The sequence below is a fragment of the Pseudomonas sp. B16120 genome (assembly GCF_044218845.1).
In the GTDB taxonomy this organism is placed as follows: Bacteria; Pseudomonadota; Gammaproteobacteria; order Pseudomonadales; family Pseudomonadaceae; genus Aquipseudomonas; species Aquipseudomonas paracarnis.
In genome coordinates, this window is the sequence record NZ_CP162588.1 from 506142 (window position 1) to 532098 (window position 25957).

Below are 25957 nucleotides of genomic sequence, written 5' to 3' on the forward strand. Positions count from 1 at the left end.
CAAGTGTGCACGGCTACCCTCAAGGGTGGCCGGGCGGCTGGCCACAACCCACTGGATCGAGAGCACGATATGTTCCCTGAAAGCTTTACCTTTTCCATCGCCGACTGGGTCAACGGTTGGGTGGACGCACTGGTCACCCACTACGGCGATGTGTTCCGGCACATCTCCGACACCCTGCTATGGGCCATCGTCAACCTGGAAGGCCTGCTGCGCGCAGCGCCCTGGTGGCTGATGCTGGCCATCGTCGGCGGTATTGCCTGGCATGCCACCCGCAAGGTGGTGACCACGGCGGTGATTGTCGGTCTGCTGTTCCTGGTGGGCGCGGTTGGCCTGTGGGACAAGCTGATGCAAACCCTGGCATTGATGATGGTGGCCACGGTGATTTCGGTGTTGATCGGCATCCCCCTGGGCATCCTCTCGGCGCGCAGTAATCGCCTGCGTTCAGTGTTGATGCCGCTGCTGGACATCATGCAAACCATGCCCAGTTTCGTGTACCTCATCCCGGTGCTGATGCTGTTCGGCCTGGGCAAGGTCCCGGCGATTTTCGCCACGGTGATCTACGCCGCGCCGCCGCTGATTCGCCTGACAGACCTGGGTATTCGCCAAGTCGATGGCGAAGTCATGGAAGCCATCAACGCCTTCGGCGCCAACCGCTGGCAGCAACTGTTCGGCGTGCAATTGCCGCTGGCGTTGCCGAGCATCATGGCCGGGATTAACCAGACCACCATGATGGCGCTGTCGATGGTGGTGATCGCCTCGATGATCGGCGCCCGTGGCTTGGGTGAAGACGTGCTCGTCGGCATCCAGACCCTCAACGTCGGCCGCGGCCTTGAAGCCGGGCTGGCGATCGTGATTCTCGCAGTGGTCATCGACCGCATTACCCAGGCTTATGGCCGCCCACGGCATGAGGCGAGCAAATGACGACTGTCAGCAAAATCGAAGTCAAAAACGTCTTCAAGATTTTCGGCGCACGCGCCAAGGATGCGCTGGCCATGGTCGGCCAGGGCAAGACCAAGGACCAGGTACTGGCCGAGACCGGTTGCGTGGTCGGCGTCAATGACCTGTCCCTGAGCATCGGCACCGGTGAGATCTTTGTCATCATGGGCTTGTCGGGTTCGGGCAAATCCACCCTGGTGCGCCACTTCAACCGCCTGATCGACCCCACCAGTGGCGCGATCCTGGTGGACGGCGAAGACATCCTGCAACTGGACATGGAAGCCCTGCGCCAATTCCGTCGGCACAAGATCAGCATGGTGTTCCAGAGCTTCGGCCTGCTGCCGCACAAGAGCGTGCTCGACAACGTTGCCTACGGCCTGAAAGTGCGTGGCGAAACCAAGCAAGTCTGCGCCGAACGTGCGTTGCACTGGATCGAAACAGTGGGCCTCAAAGGCTATGAAAACAAATATCCCCACCAGCTTTCTGGCGGTATGCGCCAGCGCGTGGGCCTGGCCCGCGCCTTGGCGGCCGACACCGATATCATCCTGATGGACGAAGCCTTCAGCGCCCTCGACCCGCTGATCCGCGCCGAGATGCAAGACCAATTGCTCGAGCTGCAAAAGACCCTGCACAAGACCATCGTGTTCATCACCCACGACCTCGACGAGGCCGTGCGCATCGGCAATCGCATTGCGATCCTCAAGGACGGCAAGCTGATCCAGGTCGGCACGCCGCGGGAGATCCTGCATTCGCCGGCGGATGAATATGTGGACCGGTTTGTTCAGCGGCGGGCGGCGGTGGTCTGACGGACGCCATCGCAGGCAAGCCAGCTCCCACATTTGATTGGGTTCACACAGTTCAAATGTGGGAGCCGGGCTTGCCCGCGATGACGCCGGCAATGCTGTAGAGATTATGAAGAGGTCAACGATGTCCCAGGCAACAACAATCATCATCGCCGACACCCCACTGCGCTGGCAGGACGTGGTCGCCGTCGCCCGCCACGGCGCCATGCTCGAACTGTCGGGCCACGCCTGGGCGCGCATCGACAATGCCCAAGCCATCGTGCAGCGCATCGTCACCAGCGGCGAGCGTGCCTATGGTGTCAACACCGGCCTGGGCGCGCTGTGCAACGTCTCGCTCAAGACCGAGCAACTGAGCCAACTGTCGCGCAATACGCTGTTGAGCCATGCCTGTGGTGTCGGCCCGGTGCTCAGCGATGAGCAAACCCGCGCGATCATCTGCGCGGCGATCATCAACTACAGCCATGGCAAGTCCGGCCTGCATCCGCAGGTGGTGCACGCGCTGCTGGCGTTGCTCAACCACGGCATCACCCCGCAAGTGCCGTCCCAAGGCTCGGTGGGGTACCTGACCCACATGGCCCATATCGGCGTGGCCCTGCTGGGCGTCGGCAATGTGAGCTACCGAGGCCAGATCGTCACAGCGCAACACGCGTTGCAGGCTGAAGGTTTGCAGCCGGTGGTACTCGGCGCCAAGGACGGCCTGTGCCTGGTCAATGGCACGCCGTGCATGACCGGCCTGAGCTGCCTGGCCCTGGCCGATGCACATCACTTGCTGCAATGGGCCGACGTGATCGGTGCCATGAGCTTCGAAGCCCAGCGCGGCCAGATCGACGCCTTTGACGAAGAAATCATTGCTCTCAAGCCGCATCCTGGCATGCAGCAAGTGGGTATCAACCTGCGTGCCCTGCTCGACGGCAGTGAGGTGATTGCCAGCAGTAAAGGTATTCGCACCCAGGATGCCTTGAGCATTCGCTCGATCCCGCAGATTCACGGCGCGGCCCGCGATCAGGTGGAACACGCCACGCGCCAGATCGAGACCGAACTCAACAGCGCCACCGACAACCCGCTGGTGCTGGGCACGCCAGACAGCTACCGCGTGGTGTCCCAGGCCAACCCCCACGGGCAGTCCGTCGCGATGGCGGCCGACATGCTCGCCATCGCCATGGCCGAGATCGGTTCGGTGGCCGAGCGTCGCCTGGACCGCCTGGTCAACCCGCATGTCAGCGGCCTGCCAGCCTTCCTGGTGAGCAACCCGGGGGTCAACTCCGGGATGATGATCGTGCAGTACGTCGCCGCGTCCTTGTGCGGGCAGAACCGCCAGTTGGCGCAACCCGCGGTGCTCGACAATTTCGTCACCTCGGGCCTGCAGGAAGACCACTTGAGCATGGGCACCAACGCCGCGCTCAAGCTGCACCAGGTGCTGGTCAACGTCACCCAGATTCTTGCCATCGAGTACCTGCTGGCGGCCCAGGCTTTCGAGTTTCTCAAGGACCAGCGCTTCGGTGCCGGTACCGACCGCGCCTGGCGATTGCTGCGCGAAGTGGTCCCTGCTTATGAACAGGACCGCTGGCTGGCGCCGGATATTGCCGCCGCTGCCCAGCTGCTTAAAGACACCGCATTACCGAATTTGCACTGAACACCTAAGAACAATTCACAAGGAGAATGAATGTGACTGCGCTAAACCTGATTCCAGGCCAACTGAGCCTCGCCCAACTGCGTGCCATCTACCAGCAGCCAGTAACCCTCAGCCTGGATGACAGCGCCTCGGCCCAGATCGAAGCCAGCGTTGCCTGCGTGGAGCAGATTCTCGCCGAGAACCGCACCGCCTATGGCATCAACACCGGTTTTGGCCTGTTGGCCTCGACCCGCATCGCCAGCGAAGACCTGGAAAACCTCCAGCGTTCCCTGGTGCTGTCCCACGCCGCCGGCGTCGGTGAGCCGATCAGCGATGCGCTGGTGCGACTGGTCATGGTGCTCAAGGTCAACAGCCTGAGCCGTGGCTTCTCCGGGATTCGTCGCCAGGTGATCGACGCGTTGATCGCGCTGATCAACGCCGAGGTGTACCCGCACATCCCACTCAAGGGTTCGGTCGGCGCCTCTGGTGACCTGGCGCCGTTGGCGCACATGTCCCTGGTACTGCTTGGCGAAGGCAAGGCACGCCACAAGGGCCAATGGCTGGAAGCCACCGAGGCGCTGAAAATCGCCGGCCTCACGCCGCTGACCCTGGCCGCCAAAGAAGGCCTGGCCCTGCTCAACGGCACCCAGGTGTCCACGGCCTATGCCCTGCGTGGCCTGTTCGAAGGCGAAGATCTGTTCGCCGGCGCCCTCGCTTGCGGCGGCCTCACTGTGGAAGCGGTACTGGGTTCGCGTTCGCCGTTCGATGCGCGTATTCATGCAGCGCGTGGCCAGCGTGGCCAGATCGACTCGGCAGCGGCCTATCGCGACCTGCTCGGTGAGAGCAGCCAGGTGTCCCAATCGCACCAGAACTGCGACAAGGTGCAAGACCCGTATTCCCTGCGTTGCCAGCCGCAGGTCATGGGTGCGTGCCTGACTCAATTGCGCCAGGCCGCCGAGGTGCTGGTGGTAGAAGCCAACGCAGTGTCGGATAACCCCCTGGTCTTTGCCGCCGAGGGTGACGTGATTTCCGGTGGCAACTTCCATGCCGAACCCGTGGCCATGGCCGCCGACAACATGGCGCTGGCCATTGCCGAAATCGGCTCCCTGAGCGAGCGCCGGATCTCGTTGATGATGGACAAGCATATGTCGCAACTGCCGCCGTTTCTGGTGGGCAATGGCGGGGTGAACTCCGGCTTCATGATCGCCCAGGTGACCGCCGCGGCGCTCGCCAGCGAGAACAAGGCGCTGGCCCATCCCCATAGCGTCGACAGCTTGCCGACTTCGGCCAACCAGGAAGACCACGTGTCCATGGCCCCGGCTGCGGGCAAGCGTTTGTGGGAAATGGCCGAGAACACCCGGGGCATCCTCGCGGTGGAATGGCTCGCGGCGTGCCAGGGCCTGGACCTGCGCGACGGCCTGAAGACCTCGCCCAAGTTGGAAAAAGCCCGTGGCATCCTGCGCGACAAGGTGGCGTTCTATGACAAGGACCGCTTCTTCGCCCCGGACATCAACGCCGCCAGCGAACTGCTCGCCAGCCGCTGCCTGAATGAGCTGGTGCCGGCCAGGTTGCTGCCAAGCCTCTGACCGCGACTCGGTCTGTGCCTGATCATTCCCACGCTCCGCGTGGGAATGCATCCTGTGACGCTCTGCGTCACCGCTCTTAAAGCGGACGCGGAGCGTCCAGGTCGGAGTTCCCACGCCGAGCGTGGGAACGATCTTCTCCTCATAAGAATAATTAGGGACGAGAAATGCACCAGCCAGAAAAAGGTTTGAAACGCGGGCTCAACGCCCGACATATTCGCTTCATGGCCCTGGGTTCCGCGATCGGCACCGGGCTGTTTTATGGCTCCGCCTCCGCCATCCAAATGGCTGGCCCTGCCGTGCTGCTGGCCTACCTGATCGGCGGCGCTGCTGTATTCATGGTGATGCGCGCCCTCGGTGAGATGGCCGTGCACAACCCAGTGTCTGGCTCCTTCGGCCACTATGCCAGCACCTACCTGGGGCCCATGGCCGGGTTTATCCTCGGCTGGACCTACGCCTTTGAAATGATCATCGTCTGCCTCGCCGACGTCACCGCGTTCGGCATCTACATGGGCTTCTGGTTTCCCGAAGTGGCCCGTTGGGTCTGGGTGCTGGGCATCGTGTTTTTGATCGGCGGCCTGAACCTGTGCAACGTCAAAGTCTTTGGCGAGATGGAGTTCTGGCTGTCGTTGCTCAAGGTCGGTGCCATTGTGGCGATGATCCTCGGCGGCTTTGGCATCATGTTGTTCGGCATTCACTCGGCGGGCGAAACCCAGGCCAGCGGACTGAGTAACCTGTGGGCCCATGGCGGCTTCATGCCCAACGGCATCGGTGGGCTGATCGCCTCGTTTGCCGTGGTCATGTTTGCCTTTGGTGGCATCGAAATCATCGGCATCACCGCCGGTGAAGCCAAGGACCCGCAGCGGGTGATCCCCAAGGCGATCAACGCGGTGCCGCTGCGTATCCTGTTGTTTTACGTGCTGACCCTGTTCGTGTTGATGGCCATCTACCCGTGGCCGCAGATCGGCAGCCAGGGCAGCCCGTTCGTGCAGATCTTCAGCAACCTGGGGATTGGCTCGGCGGCGACTATCCTCAACATTGTGGTGATCTCGGCGGCGGTGTCGGCCATTAACAGCGACATTTTCGGCGCCGGCCGCATGATGTACGGCCTGGCTCAACAAGGGCAGGCGCCGAAGGGCTTCGCGCAATTGTCCAAACAAGGCGTGCCATGGATGACCGTGGTGGTCATGGGCGCCGCTTTGCTCGGCGGTGTGGTGCTCAACTACCTGATCCCGGAAAACGTGTTCCTGCTGATTGCTTCGATTGCCACCTTCGCCACGGTGTGGGTATGGCTGATGATCCTGTTTACCCAGGTCGCCATGCGCCGCTCGATGACCAAGGCGCAGGTCGCCGAACTGAAATTCCCGGTGCCGTTCTGGCCCTATGCGCCGGCAGCGGCCATTGTGTTCATGCTGTTTGTGTTTGGTGTACTCGGTTACTTCCCGGATACCCAGGCGGCGTTGATGGTGGGCGCCGTGTGGATCGTGCTGCTGATCATCGCCTACTGGCTGTGGGTCAAGCCTGCCGCCGGGCAAACGGCCAAGGTCGATTACGACCCGGTTTTGTCTCATCGATAACTTAGGGAGGCGTTGATGAAAACGCTTTGGCAACACTGCCACGTCGCAACCATGGCCAACGGCAAATACTCGATCATCGAGGATGCCGCCATGGTGACTGCCGGCTCGCTCATCGAGTGGGTCGGCCCCCGCAGCCAGGCGCCAACCGCGGATTACGCCCAGGTGCATGACCTGCAAGGCGCGTGGGTCACCCCCGGGCTGATCGACTGTCACACTCATACGGTGTTTGGTGGCAATCGCAGTGGCGAATTCGAGCAGCGCCTCGAAGGTGTCAGCTACGCCGAGATCGCGGCCAAGGGCGGCGGCATTGCCAGCACGGTGCGCGCAACCCGTGCGGCGAGCGAAGATGAGCTGTTCTCGAGCGCTGAAAAGCGCCTGCGCAGTTTGCTGCGTGACGGCGTGACCACGGTGGAGATCAAGTCCGGCTACGGCCTGGACCTGGCCAACGAACGCAAGATGCTGCGTGTGGCCCGACGCCTGGGTGAAGCACTGCCGGTCAGCGTGCGCGCCACCTGCTTGGCCGCCCACGCGTTACCGCCGGAGTACAAGGACCGCGCCGACGATTACATCGAGCACATCTGCAGCCAGATGCTGCCGGCCCTGGCCGCTGAGGGGTTGGTGGATGCGGTCGATGCCTTCTGTGAATACCTGGCGTTTTCCCCCGAGCAGGTTGAGCGGGTATTCAAGGTCGCCCGGCAACTTGGCCTGCCGGTGAAGCTGCACGCCGAGCAACTCTCGTCGTTGCATGGATCAAGCCTGGCGGCGCGCTACCACGCGTTGTCGGCCGACCACCTGGAATTCATGACTGAAGAGGACGCCATCGCCATGGCTGCGGCCGGTACCGTCGCCGTGCTATTGCCGGGCGCGTTCTACTTCCTGCGTGAAACCCAGCTGCCGCCGATGGAGGCCCTGCGCAAGCACGGCGTGAAGATCGCCATCGCCAGCGACCTCAACCCCGGTACTTCACCGGCGCTGTCGGTACGGCTGATGCTGAACATGGCCTGCACCCTGTTTCGCATGACCCCGGAAGAAGCCCTGGCCGGTGCCACGCAACACGCGGCCACCGCGTTGGGCCTGGGCGATACCCATGGCTCCCTGGAAGTGGGCAAGGTCGCGGACTTTGTCGCCTGGCAGATCGACCGCCCCGCCGACCTGGCCTACTGGCTGGGTGGCGAGCTGGATAAACGCGTTGTGCGCCACGGCGCCGACGTCACTGTTTGAGAGGATGCAGTTGTGGATAAGGTTCTGACATTCAAGCAAGGCCGCGTACCGCTGCTGATCAGCATGCCCCACGCCGGCCTGCGCCTCACCCCTGCGGTGGAGACTGGGTTGATCCCCGAGGCGCAAAGCCTGCCGGATACCGACTGGCATATCCCGCTGTTGTATGACTTTGCCGAAGAACTGGGCGCCAGCACCCTGGCTGCGGAGTACTCGCGGTTTGTCATCGACCTCAACCGGCCCTCCGACAACACGCCGCTGTATGCCGGCGCTACGACGGGCCTGTACCCCGAGACGCTGTTCGATGGCGTGCCGTTGTTCCGGGAAGGGCAAACGCCCTCCGAGGAGGAGCGGGCCAGTTACCTGCAAAAAATCTGGGGGCCGTACCACCGTCAACTGCAAGAAGAACTGGCACGTCTCAAGGCCGAGTTTGGCTATGCGCTGCTGTTCGACGCGCACTCGATCCGCTCGGTGATCCCACACCTGTTTGACGGCAAATTGCCGGACTTCAATTTGGGTACCTTCAACGGCGCTGCGTGCGACCCGCAGCTAGCCAGCCAGCTGGAAGCCATCTGCGCTCAGCATCCGCAATATACCCATGTGCTGAACGGGCGCTTCAAGGGCGGCCATATTACCCGTCATTATGGCAACCCCGCGCAGGATATCCACGCGGTGCAGCTGGAGTTGTGCCAGAGCACCTATATGGAGGAGTTCGAACCGTTCCGTTATCGCCCGGATTTGGCCGAGCCGACTCGGGTGGTGTTGAGGCAGTTGCTTGAAGGGCTGTTGGCTTGGGGACAGAAGCACTACCGGTAATTGTTGGTGCTGCTGCAATAGCTTTCGCGAGCAAGCCCGCTCCCACACTTGACCGCGCTCCATCATGGAATGCGCTCGAAATGTGGGAGGCTGGCTTGCCTGCGATAACGGTGGTTCAGCAACACGTTTATCAACTGACACACCGCCATCCCGGCAAAGGGCTGGCCCACGGTTGTTTGCGGGCACGCGGCCAGGTGCAGGAGGTGGATCGGCTGTATGACTATCTGCTCGGTTATCTGAGGTGCGAACTGCTGACACAGGTCTAAGTGCTCAAGGACATGCTCATTGCACAATTCGGGTTTATGATGCCAGACGGCAAAATAATAGACGTCCCCCCAGGGATGAACCCGACACCCTACGGAGCACGCAATGCAGACTTGGTACCCGCAGATCAAACCCTACGCCCGGCACGATCTGGCTGTCGATGACACCCACACCCTGTATGTCGATGAAAGTGGCTCCCCCGAAGGCTTGCCTGTCGTGTTCATCCATGGAGGTCCCGGTTCCGGTTGCGACGCCCAGAGCCGCTGCTATTTCGACCCGAACCTCTACCATATTGTCACCTTCGACCAGCGTGGCTGCGGCCGCTCTACGCCAAGGGCCAGCCTTGAGAACAACACCACCTGGGATCTGGTCGCCGACCTTGAACGCATCCGCGAGCATCTGGGCATCGACAAGTGGGTGCTGTTCGGCGGCTCCTGGGGCTCAACCCTGGCCCTGGCCTACGCGCAAACCCATCCCGAGCGTGTGCTCGGCCTGATCGTGCGCGGCATCTTCCTTGCCCGCCCCCAGGATATTCGCTGGTTCTACCAGGAGGGCGCGAGTCGCCTGTTCCCGGATTACTGGCAGGACTACGTGGCACCGATCCCGGTGGAAGAGCGCCACGACATGATCGCCGCTTACCACAAGCGACTGACCGGCAACGACCAGATCGCCCAGATGCATGCGGCCAAAGCCTGGTCGGGCTGGGAAGGCCGTATGTTGGGCCTGTGCCCGAGCCCGCAGCATGTGGAACGGTTTTCCGAGCCGCAGCGCGCCTTGTCCATCGCACGTATCGAGTGCCATTACTTCACCAACAACTCCTTCCTGGAACCCAACCAGCTGATTCGCGATATGCACAAGATCGCCCATCTGCCTGGCGTCATCATCCATGGCCGCTACGATATGATCTGCACGCTGGATAACGCTTGGGAGCTGCATCAGGCCTGGCCCAACAGCGAGTTGCAGGTGATCCGCGAAGCCGGGCATGCGGCGTCCGAGCCGGGCATTACCGACGCGCTGGTGCGTGCGACCGGCGAAATGGCCCGGCGCCTGCTCGACCTGCCGCCTGAAGAAGCATGAAGGGCCTGTTGCAGCGGGTGCGTGGCGCCCGGGTTGAGGTCGCAGGGGAGGTGGTAGGCTCGATTGACCAGGGTTTGCTGGTGCTGGTGGCCGTCGAGCCTTCAGATACGCCCGAAAGCGCCGACAAACTGCTGCACAAGCTGCTTAACTATCGGGTGTTCAGTGACGAGGAGGGCAAGATGAACCTGTCCCTCAAGGACATCGGCGGCGGTTTGCTGCTGGTGTCGCAGTTCACCCTGGCGGCGGATACCAAAAGCGGGCTACGGCCCAGCTTCTCCACAGCGGCTCCTCCGACCCTGGGAGCGGCGCTTTTTGAGCACTTGTTGTTACAAGCGCAACAATTGCATGGCAAGGTGGCTTCGGGGCGTTTTGGCGCGGATATGCAGGTGCACTTGGTCAATGATGGCCCTGTGACCTTCCTCTTACAGACATGAATGTATGAAAAACGACGTTAATGCCTAAAAACGCAGGGTTTCGCTACAAATACTTCACTGTCCCTGATGCGTTGTCTCGCGGGCTACTAGATAATCGCGCGCTACGGGGATCAGCGTTGTTTGGTCCATTTTTGACTTAGGTAGAGCCTTGTCCGACAACCGCATGGGGAATCATTTTGCCCCAGAGGAGTCGGAACATTGCTCGCCAACCTGGCATATAGATAGCTGGCCGTTGGTTTTTTGATCTGTTTTCGGCGAGGGTTGCTCGTGATTGTTAGTCCCTGTAATGCACCAAAATTGTCTGCCAAACGGTTACGAAACGCACTGGTGACGGGCTCTGCCCTGTTTTGCCTGTTCGGCGCGGGTCAACTGTGGGCGTTCAGTCTGGATGATGTGTCGGCCAAGGCAAAAGAGCTGGCTGGGCAGAAGTACGAAGCTCCGCGCAGCAATCTGCCGAACGAATTCCGCGAAATGAAATTTGCGGATTACCAGAAAATTCGTTTCCGCAATGAAAAAGCCGAGTGGGCCGATCAGAACACCCCGTTCAAGCTGTCCTTCTATCACCAGGGGATGCATTTCGACACCCCGGTGAAAATCAACGAAGTCACCGCCGATAGCGTGCACGAAATCAAGTACGACCCGACGCGTTTCGATTTCGGCGACGTGAAATTTGATCCTAAAGCCACCGAACAGCTGGGTTACGCCGGTTTCCGTGTGCTTTTCCCGATCAACAAGGCCGACAAGCAAGACGAAATCATGACCATGCTCGGCGCCAGCTATTTCCGCGTCGTAGGCAAGGACCAAGTGTATGGCCTGTCTGCCCGTGGCATGGCAATCGACACCGCGTTGCCGTCTGGCGAAGAATTCCCGCGTTTCACCGAGTTCTGGATCGAGCGTCCAAAGCCGGGTGACAAGCATTTGGTGATTTTCGCGCTACTGGATTCGCCACGCGCCACTGGCGCTTATCGTCTGATCCTGCGCCCTGGCACCGACACCGTGGTGGACGTCAAATCCCAGATGTACCTGCGTGACAAGGTCAGCAAGCTGGGCGTTGCGCCGTTGACCTCGATGTTCCTGTTCGGCGCCAACCAGCCGTCCAAGGTCCTCAACTACCGTCGCGAGCTCCACGATTCCAGCGGCCTGTCGATTCACGCCGGCAATGGCGAGTGGATCTGGCGTCCGCTGAACAACCCTAAACACCTGTCGGTCAGCAACTTCAGCGTCGAGAACCCGCGTGGGTTCGGCCTGCTGCAGCGTGGCCGCAACTTCAGCCACTACGAAGACCTGGACGACAACTACGACAAGCGCCCGAGCGCCTGGATCGAGCCTGAAGGTGACTGGGGCAAAGGCTCCGTCGACCTGGTCGAGATTCCGACCGCCGATGAGACCAACGACAACATCGTGGCCTTCTGGAGCCCGGCCGAGCTGCCGGAAGTCGGCAAGCCGCTGGACGTGGCTTACCGTCTGCACTGGACATTGGACGACGCGGCCTTCCATTCGCCGGACAGTGCCTGGGTCAAGCAGACCCTGCGTTCTACCGGTGACGTGAAGCAATCGAACCTGATCCGTCAGCCCGATGGCAGCGTGGCCTACCTGGTAGATTTCGAGGGCCCGTCCCTGAAGAAACTGCTGCCGGACGCTCCGGTACGTAGCCAGGTGAGCGTGGGTGATAACGCTGAACTGGTCGAAAACAGCGTGCGCTACAACGAACACACCAAAGGCTGGCGCCTGACCCTGCGTATGAAGATCAAGGACGCAAGCAAACCGACCGAAATGCGTGCGGCATTGGTGCAGGATATCGTGCAGCCTGAGCCTGAGTCGGTTTCCAACCATGTGCTCAAGGCCGACAAAGTCTTGGCCAAGCAGCATGAGAAGCAGGCCAAGAAAGACGCCAAGGACAAGGAAGCCAAACAGCCTGAGGCTGCCCCAGCCACACCGGAGCCGATCAAGACCGAGCAAGTCCTGACCGAAACCTGGAGCTATCAGTTGCCTGCCGATGAGTAATTCTCAAGTCAAGCCAGAGACTCTGTCCGAGTACCTGGCGCATCTACCCATGACGGCTGAGCAGCGCGCCGAGCTGGCGGGCTGCAAGTCCTTCAGCGAGTTGCACGAACGTCTGTCGTCCAAGACCTTCGACGCACCGACCGACGCTGCCCAAGCGTCGGTCGGCCGCCGCTTGACCCTCAACAGCGCCGAAGAGCTGCAAGACGCCGAGATGCTGGCGCTCGATGCCAGCGGTCGTGTGTGTCTCAAGGCCACGCCGCCGATTCGTCGGACCAAAGTGGTGCCCGAGCCTTGGCGCACCAACATCCTGGTGCGCGGTTGGCGCCGGATGACCGGCCGCACCAACCCGCCCAAGCCACCGAAAGATGAGCGGGTATTGCCGGCTGCGCGCTGGCGTACCGTGGGCTCGATCCGTCGTTACATCCTGCTGGTGCTGATGCTGGGCCAGACCATCGTGGCCGGCTGGTACATGAAAGGCATCATGCCGTACCAGGGCTGGTCGCTGGTCGACTTCGACGAAATTCGCAACCAGACCCTGCTGCAAACCGCTACCCAGGTACTGCCTTACGCGCTGCAAACCAGCATCCTGATCATGTTCGGGATTCTGTTCTGCTGGGTGTCGGCCGGTTTCTGGACTGCGCTCATGGGCTTCCTGGAGCTGCTGACCGGTCACGATAAATACCGTATTTCCGGTAAAAGTGCCGGTGACGAGCCGATTCCGAAAGATGCGCGCACCGCCCTGGTGATGCCGATCTGTAACGAAGACGTGCCGCGTGTATTCGCCGGCTTGCGTGCAACGTTCGAATCGGTGGCCGCGACCGGTGACCTGGATCGCTTCGATTTCTTCGTGCTCAGCGACAGTAACGACGCCGACATCTGCATCGCCGAACAGCAAGCCTGGCTCGACGTATGCCGCGAAGCCGGTGGCTTCGGCAAGATCTTCTACCGCCGTCGTCGCCGCCGCGTTAAGCGCAAGAGCGGCAACCTCGACGACTTCTGCCGTCGTTGGGGCGGTGACTACAAGTACATGGTCGTTCTCGACGCAGATAGCGTGATGAGCGGCGAGTGCCTGACCAGCCTGGTGCGCCTGATGGAAGCCACGCCGGATGCCGGGATTATCCAGACCGCGCCGCGTGCGTCGGGCATGGACACCCTGTATGCGCGCATGCAGCAGTTCGCCACTCGCGTGTACGGACCGCTGTTTACCGCCGGCCTGCACTTCTGGCAGTTGGGTGAATCCCACTACTGGGGCCACAACGCCATTATCCGTATGAAGCCGTTTATCGAGCACTGCGCCCTGGCGCCGCTGCCCGGTAAAGGCGCGTTTGCCGGTGCGATCCTCTCCCACGACTTCGTTGAAGCCGCGCTGATGCGCCGTGCCGGCTGGGGCGTGTGGATTGCCTACGACCTGCCGGGCAGCTACGAAGAACTGCCGCCGAACCTGCTGGACGAACTCAAGCGTGACCGTCGCTGGTGCCACGGTAACCTGATGAACTTCCGCCTGTTCCTGGTTAAAGGCATGCACCCGGTGCACCGTGCGGTGTTCCTGACCGGCGTGATGTCTTATCTGTCGGCGCCGTTGTGGTTCTTCTTCCTGGTGCTGTCCACGGCCTTGCTGGCGGTGAACACGCTGATGGAGCCGCAGTACTTCATGGCCCCGCGCCAGTTGTACCCGCTATGGCCACAATGGCACCCGGACAAGGCGGTGGCGCTGTTCTCCACCACCATCGTGCTGCTGTTCCTGCCTAAACTGCTCAGCATCATCTTGATCTGGGCCAAGGGCGCCAAAGAGTTCGGTGGCAAGTTTAAGGTAACCCTGTCGATGCTGCTGGAGATGTTGTTCTCCATGCTGCTGGCGCCGGTGCGGATGATTTTCCACACCCGTTTCGTCCTCGCCGCGTTCCTCGGTTGGGCCGCTACCTGGAACTCGCCGCAACGTGACGACGACTCCACGCCCTGGAGCGAAGCGGTCAAGCGCCACGGTCCGCAAACCGTGCTGGGCTTCCTGTGGGCGCTGCTGGTGGTGTGGCTGAACCCGAGCTTCCTGTGGTGGCTGGTGCCGATTGTCGGCTCGCTGATGCTGTCGATCCCGGTGTCGGTGATTTCCAGCCGGGTCAAGTTGGGCCTCAAGTCCCGCGACGAGAGCCTGTTCCTGATCCCTGAGGAATACAACCCGCCGCAGGCCCTGCTGTCGACCGAGAAGTACACCCACGAAAACCGTTGGCACGCCCTCAACGACGGCTTTGTGCGTTCGGTGGTCGACCCGCAGCAGAACGCTCTGGCCTGCGCCTTGGCGACCTCGCGGCACCGTGAGGCCGAGCCCATCGAGTACCTGCGCATGGAGCGTGTTCGCCACGCGTTGAAAGTCGGCCCGGCTGGCCTCAACAACAGCGAACGCCTGGCCTTGCTCAGCGATCCGGTGGCCTTGGCTCGTCTGCATGAGCAGGTGTGGAGCGAAGGTCACGCCGAGTGGCTAGGCGCTTGGCGTGCCTCGATCAAGGCCGATCCGCACGCGCCATTGCTGCCCCTGCAACCACAGTCGCCCCAGGCCCAGCCGGCCTGATTCAGGCACCCCCGAAGGCTCACTTCGGGGGGTGTTTCAAACGTTGGTCCTACAGCGTTTTTAGCCTCTTCCTTTTATCGCTAACTCCTTGTTATTTCGAAACAAAAGACCTTTGTTCGAAGCGTATTGCCGTGCCTGCGGCTGGGTTAGGATCGCCCCCCAAATTGGACTCGCTGCGGGGGCATTCATGATCAAAAGGTATTGTTTGGCATTGCTGATGGGCTTTTTCCTGGGGGGACAGGCAGGCCTGCTTTACGCCGGCGCGCTGGACAATGCTGTGCACCGCGGCGTGCTTAAGGTCGGCACCACCCCCAATAACGTGCCCTTCGAAATGCTCGATAAGCAGGGGCGCATCGTCGGCTTTGAAATTGACTTGCTCCACGCCATGAGCCGCGCGCTGGGCGTAGAGCTTGAATTGGTAGCGGTGCCCTACACGGAGTTGTTGTCGGGGCTGATGGCGAACAAGTTTGATCTGATTGGCAGCGGCATGACGGTCACTCAGGAGCGCAACCTCAAGCTCAACTTCAGTGACTCGTTTATCGTGGTGGGCCAGACTGTGCTACTGCATCCGCGCTTGGGCGGGAAAGTGTCCAGTATTGAAGAGCTGGACGATCCCAGTTACCGCGTCGTTGCAACCCAAGGCACCACCGGCGAAGCCGCGGCACAGCGCTTTCTCCTATCAGCGCGGCTCAACAGTGTGGCCAACCCGGAAGAAGGCGTGCGGCAGGTGGTGGAAGGCAAGGCCGATGCTTTTATCCATGATGCGCCCTACAACCTGATCGCGATGAGTCGGCCGCAGAACAGTGCATTGTTGGTACTGGAGCATCCCTTCACCTTTGAGCCTTTGGCGTTTGGCCTGAAAAAAGGCGATTACGACAGCCTCAATTGGATCAACCATTTTCTCAACCAGATCGCCCAGGACGGCACCTACGATCGCCTGCATGACAAGTGGTTCAGGGACACGGCCTGGATAGCCGAGATCGACTGATCGTCATAACTGCTTACACATCCATCCCTAATCGAGAGGTCGCGCGCAAGCGTCTGCCTCTGTGCCTGGCCGGCTCGCTGTCAGTGTTTTGCGACACACGCCGATAACATTTACCGGTGAAACCTTTGTGGCGGACAACGAGTGGGTTAGGATCGCACCCCGAAATGGCGCAGCCCTTCTGTGCGCCCACCTTATAAGAATCGTTCAGGGGTCTTGATGATGAAAAAGTATCTTTCGATGCTGATGTTCGGTGTCACCGCGCTGGTCGCCGCCACTGCGGCCCAGGCCGGCGCCATTGATGAGGCGGTCAAGCGCGGCACGTTGAAAGTCGGTATGGACCCCACCTACATGCCGTTCGAAATGACCGACAAGCGCGGCGAAATCATCGGTTTCGAAGTGGACATCCTCAAGGCTATGGCCAAGTCCATGGGCGTCAAGCTGGAGCTGGTGTCCACCGGGTACGACGGCATCATCCCGGCCTTCCTGACCGGCAAGTTCGACATGATTGGCAGCGGCATGACCCTGACCCAGGAACGCAACCTGCGCCTGAACTTCAGCGAACCCTTCATCGTGGTCGGCCAGACGCTGCTGATCCGCAAGGAGCTGGAAGGCACCATCAAGTCCTACAAAGACCTGAACGACGAGAAATACCGCCTGACCTCCAAGCTCGGCACCACCGGTGAGATGGTTGCCAAGAAGCTGATCTCCAAGGCCAAGTACCACGGCTACGACAACGAGCAGGAAGGCGTGCTCGACGTGGTCAACGGCAAGGCTGATGCGTTCGTCTACGACGCACCGTACAACGTGGTGGCCGAAAAGAAGGTCGGGAACGGCAAGCTGGTGTTCCTGGAAGAACCCTTCACCTTTGAACCTCTGGCGTTCGGTTTGAAGAAAGGCGATTACGACAGCATCAACTTCATCAACAACTTCCTGCACCAGATCCGTAACGACGGCACCTACGATCGCATCCATGACAAGTGGTTCAAGAGCTCCGAGTGGCTCAAGGACATGGAATAAGGCCTGACACCGAGTTGCCTGCATCGCAGGCAAGCCAGCTCCCACATTTGACTGTATTCACACATCAACCTGTGGGAGCGGGCTTGCCCGCGATGGCGGCCTATCAGGCGACACCTATGCGGAAAGTGAAATGAAACATAAAAAAGCCCAATGGCCCTGGCACCTGCTGACGGTGGTGGTGCTGGTCGGCCTGGCGGGTGCCTTGTACTACGCCACGTCGTTGATGTCCTACGAGTGGCGCTGGAACCGCGTCCCCCAATACTTCGCCTATCAAGCCGAAACCTCCCAGCGCGCCGCGGATATTTCCACCGTGGTCGAGTTGGTGCGCAAAGGCGATATGGCCGAAGTCACCCTGCGCAACGACGCCGGAGTGGAACAAAAGCTCACAGTCGCCGATAACAGCCTGCAAGTGGCGCGCGGCGATGATGTGGCTGAAGGCGATGTGGTCGGCGTGACTCGGCAATGGGCACTGGGGCCGTTGATGTGGGGCTTGTGGACCACGCTGTGGCTGTCGGTGGTGTCCGGCATCCTGGGCTTGGCGATTGGCTTGGCGACCGGGCTGTGCCGGCTGTCGAAAAACCCCACCTTGCGCGACCTGTCGACAATCTACGTCGAGCTGGTGCGGGGCACGCCGCTGCTGGTGCAGATCTTCATTTTCTATTTCTTTATCGGCACGGTGCTCAACCTGTCCCGGGAGTTTGCCGGGATTGCCGCGCTGTCGTTGTTCACGGGTGCCTACGTGGCAGAAATCGTGCGCGCCGGCGTGCAGTCCATCACCCGTGGCCAGGACGAAGCGGCGCGCTCCCTGGGCTTGAGTGCCAGCCAGTCGATGCGCCACGTGGTGCTGCCGCAGGCCTTCAAGCGCGTGCTGCCGCCCCTGGCCGGGCAATTTATCAGCCTGGTCAAGGACACGTCCCTGGTGTCGGTGATCGCGATTACCGAGTTGCTCAAGAGCGGCCGCGAAGTGATCACCACCTCGTTCTCGCCGTTTGAAATCCTGTTTTGTGTGGCGGGCTTGTACCTGCTGATCAACCTGCCGCTGTCGAAGATGGCCAGCCGGCTTGAGCGGAGGCTTGCCCAAAGTGATTGAAGTACGCGATCTGGTAAAGGTCTTCGATACCCGTGGGCAGGTGGTGCGCGCGGTGGATCATGTCACCACCCAAGTGGCCAAGGGCGAGGTGCTGGTGGTGATCGGTCCCTCGGGTTCCGGCAAGTCCACCTTTCTGCGCTGCCTTAACGGCTTGGAGGAATTCGACTCGGGTTCGGTGAGCATCGACGGCCTGCAACTGGCCGACCCGAAGACCGACGTGAATGCCTACCGCCGTGAAGTCGGCATGGTGTTCCAGCACTTCAACCTGTTCCCTCACATGACCGTGCTGGAAAACCTGTGCCTGGCGCAAAAGGTCGTGCGCAAGCGCGGCAAGCAAGAGCGGGAGGCCAAGGCCCTGGCGCTGCTGGAAAAGGTCGGTATAGCGCAGAAAGCCCGCGAGTTTCCATCGCGCCTGTCTGGCGGCCAGCAGCAGCGGGTTGCCATTGCTCGGGCCCTGGCCATGGATCCCAAGGTGATGCTGTTTGACGAGCCCACCTCGGCCCTCGACCCGGAAATGGTCGGTGAAGTGCTGGACGTGATGAAGACCCTGGCCCTGGAAGGCATGACCATGGTGTGCGTCACCCACGAGATGGGCTTTGCCCGGGAAGTGGCAGACCGGGTGTTGTTTTTCGATCACGGCAAATTGCTGGAAGACGCCGCGCCGGCGGAGTTCTTCAATGCGCCAAAAGACCCACGCGCCCAAGCCTTCCTGCGCCAGGTGCTATGACTGTAGGAGCGAGCTTGCTCGCGAAAAACGTCAACGAGAACGCCACGCACCCTGAATGAACGCGGCGGCCTTGGGTTTATCGCGAGCAAGCTCGCTCCTACAGTGGCGGTGTTTCAGAGCTTGAATTTGTCGACCAGCGTCTGCATGTCCAGGCTCAACCTCGCCAACTGAACACTCGCCGCCGCCGTTTCCTCGCTGGCGGCGGCGGTTTGTTCCGACACGTCCCGTACCTTCAGCACACTGCGGTTGATCTCCTCGGCTACAGCGCTTTGCTGTTCCGCTGCGGCGGCGATCTGCGGGTTCATTTCCTGGATGATCGACACCGTGCGGGCAATGGCGATCAGGGCGTCGCCGGCGTCGCGGGTCAGGGTGACGCTGTTATCGGTCAGGTTACGGCTGCTGTCCATGATATCCGCCACCTGCTGGGTGCCGTTATGCAGGCCGAGGATCAGCCCTTCGATCTCCTCGGCCGATTCCTGAGTGCGTTGGGCCAGGCTGCGCACTTCGTCGGCGACCACCGCAAAGCCTTGGCCGGCAGCGCCCGCACGCGCCGCTTCAATGGCTGCGTTCAGGGCCAGCAGGTTGGTCTGCTGAGAAACAGACTTGATCACATCCAGCACACTGGCGATTTTCTGGCTCTCTTGTTGCAGCGCGAGCATCGCACGGCCCGACAGCGCCATTTCACTGGCCAGGTTGCCAATCTGCTCCATAGCCTGGGTGACCACCTGCTCACCGGCGCCGGCCTGATGGTCGGCTTCTTGGGCCGCCAGCGAGGCGCGTTCGGCGTGGCGCGCCACTTCCTGGGCAGTGGCGAGCATTTCATTCATTGCCGTCGCCACCTGGTCGGTTTCATCTTTCTGCTCGTTGAGCCCGCTGCGGGTCTGCTCGGTGACGGTGGATAACTGCGTGGCCGCTCCGGCGATCTGCCGGGCGCTGTCACCGATACTGCTGATCAGGCTACGCAGGCTGCGGGTCATTTGCCCGATGCTTTGCTGCAACTGGCCGAGTTCATCGCGACGGTCGACCGCCATGTCGTGGCTGAGGTCGCCTTCGGCAATGCGGCGTGCGGCGCCAAGGATCTCCCGCAGTGGTACCGCAATCTGCCGGGCGATCCACCAGGCGGCCAGCGCGCCCAGGGCCAGGGCGGCCACTGTCACGCTCATCAGCAATGTGCGGGTGTGGTCTGCCTCGCTGTTGCGCTTGGTGTTCTGGCTTTGGCTCAACTGGTTACTGTTGTCGCGCAGGTCATCGAGTTGCTGTTCGAAGCGGTTTTGCACGGTCTCCACGTTGAGCTGGGCTTCCTTGAGCTCGATCAACTGCTCGCGATAGTTAGCCAGGTCGGTCTTGAGCAGTGCTGAGTCCACGGGCAGCGCTGTTACTGCCAGTTGCGCGGTCTCCAGGGCGTCAAGGGCCTTGCCGATGGCCTCTGTATACATTGCCAGCGATTGCGCGGCCCAGGCGGGGCTCTGGGCGCGATCTTCGGCCAGCTCCATGGCCTGCCGCAGTTGCTCAATGGCATCAAGGGCCTTTTCGTCGTTCTGATCAGGCAGGTCACTGGCAAATTGGGCGAGGGTATCGCTGGCTTGCAGGGCGACTTTTTTCAGCACCGGGCGGATGCGCTCACGCTGTTCGACCAAGGGCGGAAGTTGCGTCAGGGCCGCCTTGAAGTGGCTTGCAAGGCTCTTGGCTTCTTCAAGTCGCTGCAGGTCAGCCGGGTCTTTCAGGCGGTTTGATAGGTCGGCCAAGTGCTGGTCCATCCGTTCAATCTTCGCGGCCATTTTGCTCAGGCTATCGCTGTCTGTCAGGGTGCGGTACACGATGCGGTCGGCGCGCATGGCCTCGGCGTCAACGGCCAATTGACCCAGGGTCGTCAGGCTATTGGATCGGTAAAGCACGGCGTTCAAGGCTTGCCAGCCCGTAGCGGCGATCAGGAAACTGAGGATCAGCACTTGGCCAAAACCCAGGGCGAGCTTGAGGCGGACGCTGGCATTGACCAGCACGCGGGTTAGCCGAGAAAACATGGTGAACCTCCGAATCAGAGAAAGCATTTCGCAACACATGAAACGCTAATTCGATTCGGGGCCGTGGAGGGCTGATAACTGCGTAGGAAATTTCACAAGTTACGGCGGCTTTGGTAAGCCGCCGTGTAGGGTAATTCAGACCCGGAAGCGCCCAACCAGGGTCTGCAGGTAGATCCCCAGGCGCGCCAGTTCGGCACTGGAGGACGCAGTTTCTTCGCTGGCCGACGAGGTTTGTTCGGAGATGTCGCGCACATTCAACACGCTGCGGTTGATCTCTTCAGCCACGGCGCTTTGTTGCTCGGCGGCGGTGGCGATCTGCGAGTTCATGGCCTGAATGGTCGAGACGGTGCGGGTGATATTGCCCAGCGCGTGGCCAGCGCGGCGCGTCAGCTCAACACTGCTCTCGGTCAGCCCGCGGCTGTTGTCCATGATGGTTGCCACCTGCTGGGTACCACTTTGCAGGCCGACGATCAGCTCTTCGATCTCTTCAGTGGACTTCTGCGTGCGCTGGGCCAGGCTGCGCACCTCGTCGGCCACCACGGCAAAGCCACGGCCGGCCTCACCGGCACGCGCGGCCTCAATGGCGGCGTTAAGGGCCAGCAGGTTGGTTTGCTGGGCCACGGATTTGATCACGTCGAGCACACTGCCGATCTTGTCGCTCTCGCGCTTGAGTTCACCCATGGTCACTGTGGAATTACCCACCTCGGTGGCCAGGCGCTCGATCTGGGCGATGGCTTCACCCACCACCTGGTCGCCTTCACGGGCTTGCTGGTCGGCAGCCACGGCGGCTTCCGAGGCCTCTTCGGCATTGCGCGCCACTTCCTGCACGGTGGCCGCCATCTCGTTCATGGCGGTGGCCACCTGGTCGGTCTCGACCTTCTGGCTGTTGACCCCGGCGCTGGTTTGTTCGGTCACGGCCGACAACTGCTCGGCGGCGCTGGCGATCTGGGTGACCCCGTCGCTGATCCCGCCGATCAACTCGCGCAGGCCTACGGTCATGCTTTGCATGGCACGCTGCAATTGACCCAGTTCGTCCTGGCGGCCCGATTCCAGGTTGTGGCTCAGATCGCCGGAGGCCACACGCTCGGCGACTTTGAGGGTCTGGTTCAGGGGGATGACGATCTGGCGGGTGATGGCCCAGGCTGCGAAGATGCCGACGATCAGCGCCAGCACGGTGGCAAGCAGCAACAGGTATTTGGCCTGCGCGGCATCTGCGTCACGCACGGCGGTCTGGGAGACGGTGAGTTTTTCGCTGTGGCCCAGCAGGATGTCGCCTTGGGCGATCATGGTTTTCAGCGCAGCCGCGCTGGCGACCTGGGAATCGCGATACTGGCTGACGGCGGCGCGGTAGGCTTGCAGTGAAGCCCCGGCTTCTTGCAGGTTGGCCTGGTATTGGGCCGGCAGCTGGCCTTGCAGTTCGGTGATTTTCTTCAGGGCGTTGTCGATAGCATCCAGGGCCGGTTGCTCGGCTTCGACCTTGCCGCTGTAGGTGTAGCCGCGTACTTGGAAGCGCGATTGCTGGATCAGCTTGCTCTGCTCCACCACGCTGTTGAACTGGGTGACGCTGTCACCTTGCAGCAGGGCTTTTTCGATTTCATTGATCTTGGCGACAGCATTGTCGGCAGTGTCGCCGAGCTTGCTGCGAGCACCCTCACGCTTGAGGCCCGCCTGGACCATGGCCGCGAAGGCCTTTTTGTATTGGTTCAAGGCTTCCTGCTGTTGCTCGACCAGGGCTTTGTCGTCAGGTTGCTCGATCAGCTCGGCGGCGGTCTTCAGGCCGCTGTCGAGGTGGGCGAGCAGGCCGTCGACCTTGTCCGTGCCTTGCTCGCCACGGCGCATATCGAAGTCCAGACGTGCCAGGCGCAGGTCTTTGGTCAGGCCATTGAGGCTGGAAATGAAGCCCAGCTTGTCGCCGCGGCTGATCACATCCCCCAGGCCGGTCCAGCCGGTAAAGGTGATCAACAGCGTCAGGACCAATACCAGGCCAAAGCCGACGCTCAGCTTGCGGTTGACGCTTACATTCCCCAACTTCTCGGCTAACCAACGATACATGCTGCGAACTCCCCTGGAACAAGGCTTGGACTTATTCAAAGGCTATCGGCACGGGCGCGAGATTCTGTAGCTATGCACATGATCGTTCCCACGCTCTGCTGATCGTTCCCACGCTCTGCGTGGGAATGAATGGCGTGACGCTCTGCGTCACAAGGGCGGACGCAGAGCGTCCTGAGCGGCATTCCCACGCAGAGCGTGGGAACGATCAGTCGGGGGGTTAGAACAGGCGGGCGAGCAGGGCCGTTACGGCGGTTTCGACGCGCAAAATACGTGCACCCAGTTGCACCGGCTGCAAACCGGCCTTGGCCAGCAAGTCCACTTCATAGGGAATCCAGCCGCCTTCCGGGCCGATCGCCAGGGTCACCGGTTCCTCGAGGGCTCGGGGGCAGGCTGGGTAATCGCCCGGATGGCCGATCAGGCCCAGGGTGCCAGCCGCCATGGCCGGCAGCCGATCTTCCACAAACGGCTTGAAGCGTTTCTCGATAATGATCTCGGGCAGCACCGTGTCCCGCGCTTGTTCCAGGCCGAGGATCAATTGCTCGCGCACCGCTTCCGGCTCCAGGAACGGGGTTTGCCAGAAGCTTTTTTCCACGCGGTAGCTGTTGACCAGCACCACCTTGGGCACGCCCATGGCCGCCACGGTTTGCAACACCCGGCGCAGCATCTTCGGGCGGGGCAGGGCCAGCAGCAAGGTCAGGGGTAATTTGCTCGGTGGCGGTTGGTCGAAGCTCACTTGCAGTTCGGCTTCAGCGGCTTCCAGGCGCAGCAGTTGGGCATTGCCCATCAGCCCGCCAATCCGGCCCACGCGCAGGGAGTCACCGACGGCGGCGCGGTGAACCTCCTGCATATGCACCAGGCGCCGATCGCGCAGCACTACGCGGTCGGCCGCGATAAAGTCGGCCTCTTCGAGCAGCAGCAGGTTCACGGCTGGGTCGCAGGCGGCTGGTCGTCGTCGACAGGCGCGTCATCCGGGTGTTCGCCACGCTTGCTGATCAAGCCGCTGAACAGGATGCCCACTTCGAACAGCATCCACATCGGCACGGCCAACAAGGTCTGGGAGAAGATGTCCGGTGGCGTGAGGATCATGCCGACCACGAAGCAGCCGATGATCACATACGGGCGGATCTTCTTCAGGTACTTGACGTCGACCACGCCGATCCACACCAGCAACACTACCGCTACCGGAATTTCAAACGCCACGCCAAAGGCGAAGAACAGCGTCATCACGAAATCGAGGTAGCTGGTGATATCGGTCATCATTTCCACACCGGCTGGAGTCGCGGCGGCGAAGAACTTGAAGATCAGTGGGAACACCAGGAAATAGGCGAAGGCCATGCCGGTGTAGAACAGCAGGATGCTCGACACCAGCAACGGCACGGCGATGCGCTTCTCATGCTTGTAGAGGCCTGGCGCGATAAAACCCCAGATCTGATGCAGGATCACCGGGATCGCCAGGAACAGCGAGACCATCATGGTCAGCTTCAAGGGCGTCAGGAACGGCGACGACACATCGGTGGCGATCATCGTCGCGCCGGCCGGCAGGTACTGGCGCAGGGGCGTCGAGACGAAGGTGTAGATCTGCTGGGTAAAGGCGAACAGCCCGGCAAAGATGATGAAGATCGCCGCCACGCAACGCAGCAGGCGGGTACGCAGCTCGGTGAGGTGCGAGACCAGCGGCATATGCTGGTCGTTTTCCGGTTTATCAGCGCTCATGGGGCTCGCGGCGGCAATGTAGGGTCATGGGGTGCGGGCGACGCAACGGGCGTCGGCGCGGGCGTCGTAGGAGCGGGCGCTGCCGGTGCGGCGTCGGCCACAGGGGCTGGCGCGATGCTGTGCTCGGCCACCGGCGTTACCGGCTTGGCCGGCTCTTGCACCGGGGAAAGAATCTTGCGGGCTTCCTGCTCCAACGAGAGGATGTGCTCGTTGTGCAATTGCCGACGGATTTCGTCGGCACCGATTTCCCGTTCAACTTCCTGTTTGATCGCGTTGAAACTGCGCTTGAGGCGCCCGATCCACAAGCCGGCGGTGCGTGCGGCACCGGGCAGGCGTTCCGGCCCCAGTACCAGCAGGGCCACCAGGCCGACGAGCAGCAGTTCAGAGAAGCTGATACCAAACATTAGTCAGTGCTCACGAGTCTTTGCGGGTCGGCTCTTGGACCTTTTCAGCCTGCACGTCGAAGGTACGGCGCTCGGTGATCGGCTGGGTGGCCTGCGGGTGAACAGGCTGGGCCGGTGGCACCGGGTTGGCGCTTGGCTCGGCTGGCTTTTCATCATCGTTCATGGCTTTGCGAAAGCCCTTGATCGACTCGCCCACATCGGTGCCCAGGTTCTTGAGCTTCTTGGTGCCGAACACCAATACCACCACCACCAGAATGACGATCCAGTGTTTCCAGTCAAAAATGCCCATGCTTCAAATCCTCAAGTCTTACGTTATTCAGGCGGACGGGCGCGAGGCCTTCTCGGCGTGCCCGGACAAGCCGAAGCGACGGTCCAGTTCATCCAGCACGGCCTGTGGGTGCTGCCCCAGTTGGGCGAGCATCACCAGGCTATGGAACCACAAGTCTGCGGTCTCATAGATTACATCGCTGTAATCACCGCTGATTTGCGCGTCCTTGGCCGCAATGATGGTCTCGACGGATTCTTCGCCGAGTTTTTCCAGAATCTTGTTCAGACCCTTGTGGTACAGGCTGGCGACGTAGGAGCTGTCGGCATCCGCGCCTTTGCGGTCTTCCAGCACCTGGGCCACACGGTTCAGGGTATCGCTCATGTTCAGTGTCCTGCTGGGTAGATGGCGTGCGGGTCTTTGAGCACCGGCTCCACAACCTTCCATTCGCCATTCTCGAACACGCGATAGAAGCAACTGTGGCGGCCAGTGTGGCAGGCAATGCCGCCGATCTGCTCGACCTTGAGGATCACCACGTCGGCATCGCAGTCCAGGCGCAGCTCGTGCAGGGTCTGCACGTGCCCGGATTCTTCGCCCTTGCGCCACAGTTTGCCACGCGAACGTGACCAGTAGATGGCGCGCTGCTCGGCGGCGGTGAGGCTCAGGGCCTCGCGGTTCATCCAGGCCATCATCAGCACGCGCCCGGTCTTGTAGTCCTGGGCAATGGCCGGCACCAGGCCGTCACTGTCCCACTTGATCTCATCCAGCCAGTCTTTCATGTTCGGCTCCGGCA

The 25957-nt window shown here is 61.4% G+C and carries 22 protein-coding genes and 3 pseudogenes; 16 read left to right on the forward strand and 9 right to left on the reverse strand.

The window, feature by feature from the left end; translation table 11 throughout:
* Positions 1 to 69: 69 nt before the first annotated feature.
* The 16 genes and pseudogenes from AB4P90_RS02700 (at position 70) to AB4P90_RS02775 (ending at position 18709) form a co-directional block, all read left to right on the forward strand.
* Complete coding sequence (locus AB4P90_RS02700) at positions 70 to 921, forward strand: proline/glycine betaine ABC transporter permease (RefSeq protein ID WP_014716536.1); 852 nt, start codon at positions 70 to 72, stop codon at positions 919 to 921.
* On the forward strand, positions 918 to 1742 hold the full coding sequence (locus AB4P90_RS02705; RefSeq protein ID WP_014716537.1) for a glycine betaine/L-proline ABC transporter ATP-binding protein: 825 nt from the start codon (positions 918 to 920) through the stop codon (positions 1740 to 1742). Before AB4P90_RS02700 ends, AB4P90_RS02705 begins: the two co-directional genes overlap by 4 nt.
* A gap of 121 nt (positions 1743 to 1863) precedes the next feature.
* Entirely contained in the window at positions 1864 to 3372 is a 1509-nt protein-coding gene (gene hutH, locus AB4P90_RS02710) for a histidine ammonia-lyase (protein WP_032901817.1), read from the forward strand.
* A gap of 26 nt (positions 3373 to 3398) precedes the next feature.
* Entirely contained in the window at positions 3399 to 4937 is a 1539-nt protein-coding gene (hutH, locus tag AB4P90_RS02715; protein ID WP_093114373.1) for a histidine ammonia-lyase, read from the forward strand.
* A gap of 164 nt (positions 4938 to 5101) precedes the next feature.
* A complete protein-coding gene (locus tag AB4P90_RS02720; RefSeq protein ID WP_014716540.1) occupies positions 5102 to 6511 on the forward strand; it encodes an amino acid permease in 1410 nt (469 codons plus the stop codon).
* A gap of 15 nt (positions 6512 to 6526) precedes the next feature.
* The gene (gene hutI / locus AB4P90_RS02725) at positions 6527 to 7732 is read left to right on the forward strand and encodes an imidazolonepropionase (protein ID WP_395605637.1); all 1206 of its coding nucleotides are present in this window, start codon (positions 6527 to 6529) and stop codon (positions 7730 to 7732) included.
* A gap of 12 nt (positions 7733 to 7744) precedes the next feature.
* On the forward strand, positions 7745 to 8545 hold the full coding sequence (hutG, locus tag AB4P90_RS02730) for an N-formylglutamate deformylase (protein ID WP_019820006.1): 801 nt from the start codon (positions 7745 to 7747) through the stop codon (positions 8543 to 8545).
* Positions 8546 to 8691: 146 nt separating this feature from the next.
* Positions 8692 to 8811: pseudogene (locus AB4P90_RS02735) on the forward strand (alpha/beta hydrolase); the annotation flags it as partial.
* Positions 8812 to 8914: 103 nt separating this feature from the next.
* Positions 8915 to 9886: a prolyl aminopeptidase gene (pip, locus tag AB4P90_RS02740; RefSeq protein WP_014716544.1), complete on the forward strand. Its 972-nt coding sequence runs from the start codon at positions 8915 to 8917 to the stop codon at positions 9884 to 9886.
* Positions 9883 to 10320, forward strand: a complete 438-nt coding sequence (dtd, locus tag AB4P90_RS02745) for a D-aminoacyl-tRNA deacylase (RefSeq protein WP_014716545.1) — start codon at positions 9883 to 9885, stop codon at positions 10318 to 10320. Before pip ends, dtd begins: the two co-directional genes overlap by 4 nt.
* Positions 10321 to 10587: 267 nt before the next feature.
* Positions 10588 to 12324, forward strand: a complete 1737-nt coding sequence (locus tag AB4P90_RS02750) for a glucan biosynthesis protein G (protein ID WP_014716546.1) — start codon at positions 10588 to 10590, stop codon at positions 12322 to 12324.
* Positions 12317 to 14895 (forward strand): annotated as a pseudogene (gene mdoH, locus AB4P90_RS02755) (glucans biosynthesis glucosyltransferase MdoH); the annotation flags it as partial. The gene AB4P90_RS02750 and the pseudogene mdoH, both read left to right, overlap by 8 nt.
* A 179-nt stretch (positions 14896 to 15074) precedes the next feature.
* The gene (locus tag AB4P90_RS02760) at positions 15075 to 15875 is read left to right on the forward strand and encodes a transporter substrate-binding domain-containing protein (protein ID WP_395605638.1); all 801 of its coding nucleotides are present in this window, start codon (positions 15075 to 15077) and stop codon (positions 15873 to 15875) included.
* A gap of 219 nt (positions 15876 to 16094) precedes the next feature.
* Positions 16095 to 16892 (forward strand): transporter substrate-binding domain-containing protein, encoded by a 798-nt coding sequence (locus AB4P90_RS02765; protein ID WP_014716549.1) that lies wholly within the window; start codon positions 16095 to 16097, stop codon positions 16890 to 16892.
* A 130-nt stretch (positions 16893 to 17022) separates the two neighbouring features.
* The gene (locus AB4P90_RS02770) at positions 17023 to 17982 is read left to right on the forward strand and encodes an amino acid ABC transporter permease (protein WP_014716550.1); all 960 of its coding nucleotides are present in this window, start codon (positions 17023 to 17025) and stop codon (positions 17980 to 17982) included.
* Positions 17975 to 18709 (forward strand): amino acid ABC transporter ATP-binding protein, encoded by a 735-nt coding sequence (locus AB4P90_RS02775; protein ID WP_014716551.1) that lies wholly within the window; start codon positions 17975 to 17977, stop codon positions 18707 to 18709. The genes AB4P90_RS02770 and AB4P90_RS02775 overlap by 8 nt, the downstream gene beginning before the upstream one ends.
* A gap of 113 nt (positions 18710 to 18822) precedes the next feature.
* On the opposite strand, the gene AB4P90_RS02780 is transcribed toward AB4P90_RS02775, so the two are convergent.
* The 9 genes and pseudogenes from AB4P90_RS02780 to hisI all read right to left on the reverse strand — a co-directional run bounded on the left by AB4P90_RS02780 (position 18823) and on the right by hisI (position 25943).
* Complete coding sequence (locus AB4P90_RS02780; protein WP_395605639.1) at positions 18823 to 20730, reverse strand: methyl-accepting chemotaxis protein; 1908 nt, start codon at positions 20728 to 20730, stop codon at positions 18823 to 18825.
* A gap of 135 nt (positions 20731 to 20865) precedes the next feature.
* Positions 20866 to 21738 carry a methyl-accepting chemotaxis protein gene (locus AB4P90_RS02785; protein WP_395606080.1) on the reverse strand — a complete coding sequence of 291 codons (873 nt, stop codon included), beginning with the start codon at positions 21736 to 21738 and terminating at the stop codon, positions 20866 to 20868.
* 33 nt (positions 21739 to 21771) lie between these two features.
* Positions 21772 to 22782 (reverse strand): annotated as a pseudogene (locus AB4P90_RS02790) (methyl-accepting chemotaxis protein); the annotation flags it as partial.
* Positions 22783 to 22999: 217 nt separating this feature from the next.
* Positions 23000 to 23707 (reverse strand): 16S rRNA (uracil(1498)-N(3))-methyltransferase, encoded by a 708-nt coding sequence (locus AB4P90_RS02795; RefSeq protein WP_014716554.1) that lies wholly within the window; start codon positions 23705 to 23707, stop codon positions 23000 to 23002.
* On the reverse strand, positions 23704 to 24495 hold the full coding sequence (gene tatC, locus AB4P90_RS02800) for a twin-arginine translocase subunit TatC (protein WP_003187874.1): 792 nt from the start codon (positions 24493 to 24495) through the stop codon (positions 23704 to 23706). Before tatC ends, AB4P90_RS02795 begins: the two co-directional genes overlap by 4 nt.
* A complete protein-coding gene (gene tatB / locus AB4P90_RS02805) occupies positions 24492 to 24899 on the reverse strand; it encodes a Sec-independent protein translocase protein TatB (protein WP_003187876.1) in 408 nt (135 codons plus the stop codon). Before tatB ends, tatC begins: the two co-directional genes overlap by 4 nt.
* 10 nt (positions 24900 to 24909) lie before the next feature.
* Entirely contained in the window at positions 24910 to 25188 is a 279-nt protein-coding gene (locus AB4P90_RS02810; RefSeq protein ID WP_003187877.1) for a twin-arginine translocase TatA/TatE family subunit, read from the reverse strand.
* Positions 25189 to 25215: 27 nt separating this feature from the next.
* Complete coding sequence (locus tag AB4P90_RS02815; RefSeq protein WP_003187881.1) at positions 25216 to 25548, reverse strand: phosphoribosyl-ATP diphosphatase; 333 nt, start codon at positions 25546 to 25548, stop codon at positions 25216 to 25218.
* Between the two features lie 2 nt (positions 25549 to 25550).
* Complete coding sequence (gene hisI / locus AB4P90_RS02820) at positions 25551 to 25943, reverse strand: phosphoribosyl-AMP cyclohydrolase (RefSeq protein ID WP_003187884.1); 393 nt, start codon at positions 25941 to 25943, stop codon at positions 25551 to 25553.
* Between the last annotated feature and the right edge of the window lie 14 nt (positions 25944 to 25957).

Coding starts and splice junctions, on each gene's coding strand:
- AB4P90_RS02700 (WP_014716536.1), top strand. CDS start 70: ATGTTCCCTGAAAGCTTTACCTTTTCCATCGCCGACTGGGTCAACGGT.
- AB4P90_RS02705 (WP_014716537.1), top strand. CDS start 918: ATGACGACTGTCAGCAAAATCGAAGTCAAAAACGTCTTCAAGATTTTC.
- hutH (WP_032901817.1), top strand. CDS start 1,864: ATGTCCCAGGCAACAACAATCATCATCGCCGACACCCCACTGCGCTGG.
- hutH (WP_093114373.1), top strand. CDS start 3,399: ATGAATGTGACTGCGCTAAACCTGATTCCAGGCCAACTGAGCCTCGCC.
- AB4P90_RS02720 (WP_014716540.1), top strand. CDS start 5,102: ATGCACCAGCCAGAAAAAGGTTTGAAACGCGGGCTCAACGCCCGACAT.
- hutI (WP_395605637.1), top strand. CDS start 6,527: ATGAAAACGCTTTGGCAACACTGCCACGTCGCAACCATGGCCAACGGC.
- pip (WP_014716544.1), top strand. CDS start 8,915: ATGCAGACTTGGTACCCGCAGATCAAACCCTACGCCCGGCACGATCTG.
- dtd (WP_014716545.1), top strand. CDS start 9,883: ATGAAGGGCCTGTTGCAGCGGGTGCGTGGCGCCCGGGTTGAGGTCGCA.
- AB4P90_RS02760 (WP_395605638.1), top strand. CDS start 15,075: ATGATCAAAAGGTATTGTTTGGCATTGCTGATGGGCTTTTTCCTGGGG.
- AB4P90_RS02765 (WP_014716549.1), top strand. CDS start 16,095: ATGAAAAAGTATCTTTCGATGCTGATGTTCGGTGTCACCGCGCTGGTC.
- AB4P90_RS02770 (WP_014716550.1), top strand. CDS start 17,023: ATGAAACATAAAAAAGCCCAATGGCCCTGGCACCTGCTGACGGTGGTG.
- AB4P90_RS02780 (WP_395605639.1), bottom strand. CDS start 20,730: ATGTTTTCTCGGCTAACCCGCGTGCTGGTCAATGCCAGCGTCCGCCTC.
- AB4P90_RS02785 (WP_395606080.1), bottom strand. CDS start 21,738: ATGCAAAGCATGACCGTAGGCCTGCGCGAGTTGATCGGCGGGATCAGC.
- tatC (WP_003187874.1), bottom strand. CDS start 24,495: ATGAGCGCTGATAAACCGGAAAACGACCAGCATATGCCGCTGGTCTCG.
- tatB (WP_003187876.1), bottom strand. CDS start 24,899: ATGTTTGGTATCAGCTTCTCTGAACTGCTGCTCGTCGGCCTGGTGGCC.
- AB4P90_RS02810 (WP_003187877.1), bottom strand. CDS start 25,188: ATGGGCATTTTTGACTGGAAACACTGGATCGTCATTCTGGTGGTGGTG.
- AB4P90_RS02815 (WP_003187881.1), bottom strand. CDS start 25,548: ATGAGCGATACCCTGAACCGTGTGGCCCAGGTGCTGGAAGACCGCAAA.
- hisI (WP_003187884.1), bottom strand. CDS start 25,943: ATGAAAGACTGGCTGGATGAGATCAAGTGGGACAGTGACGGCCTGGTG.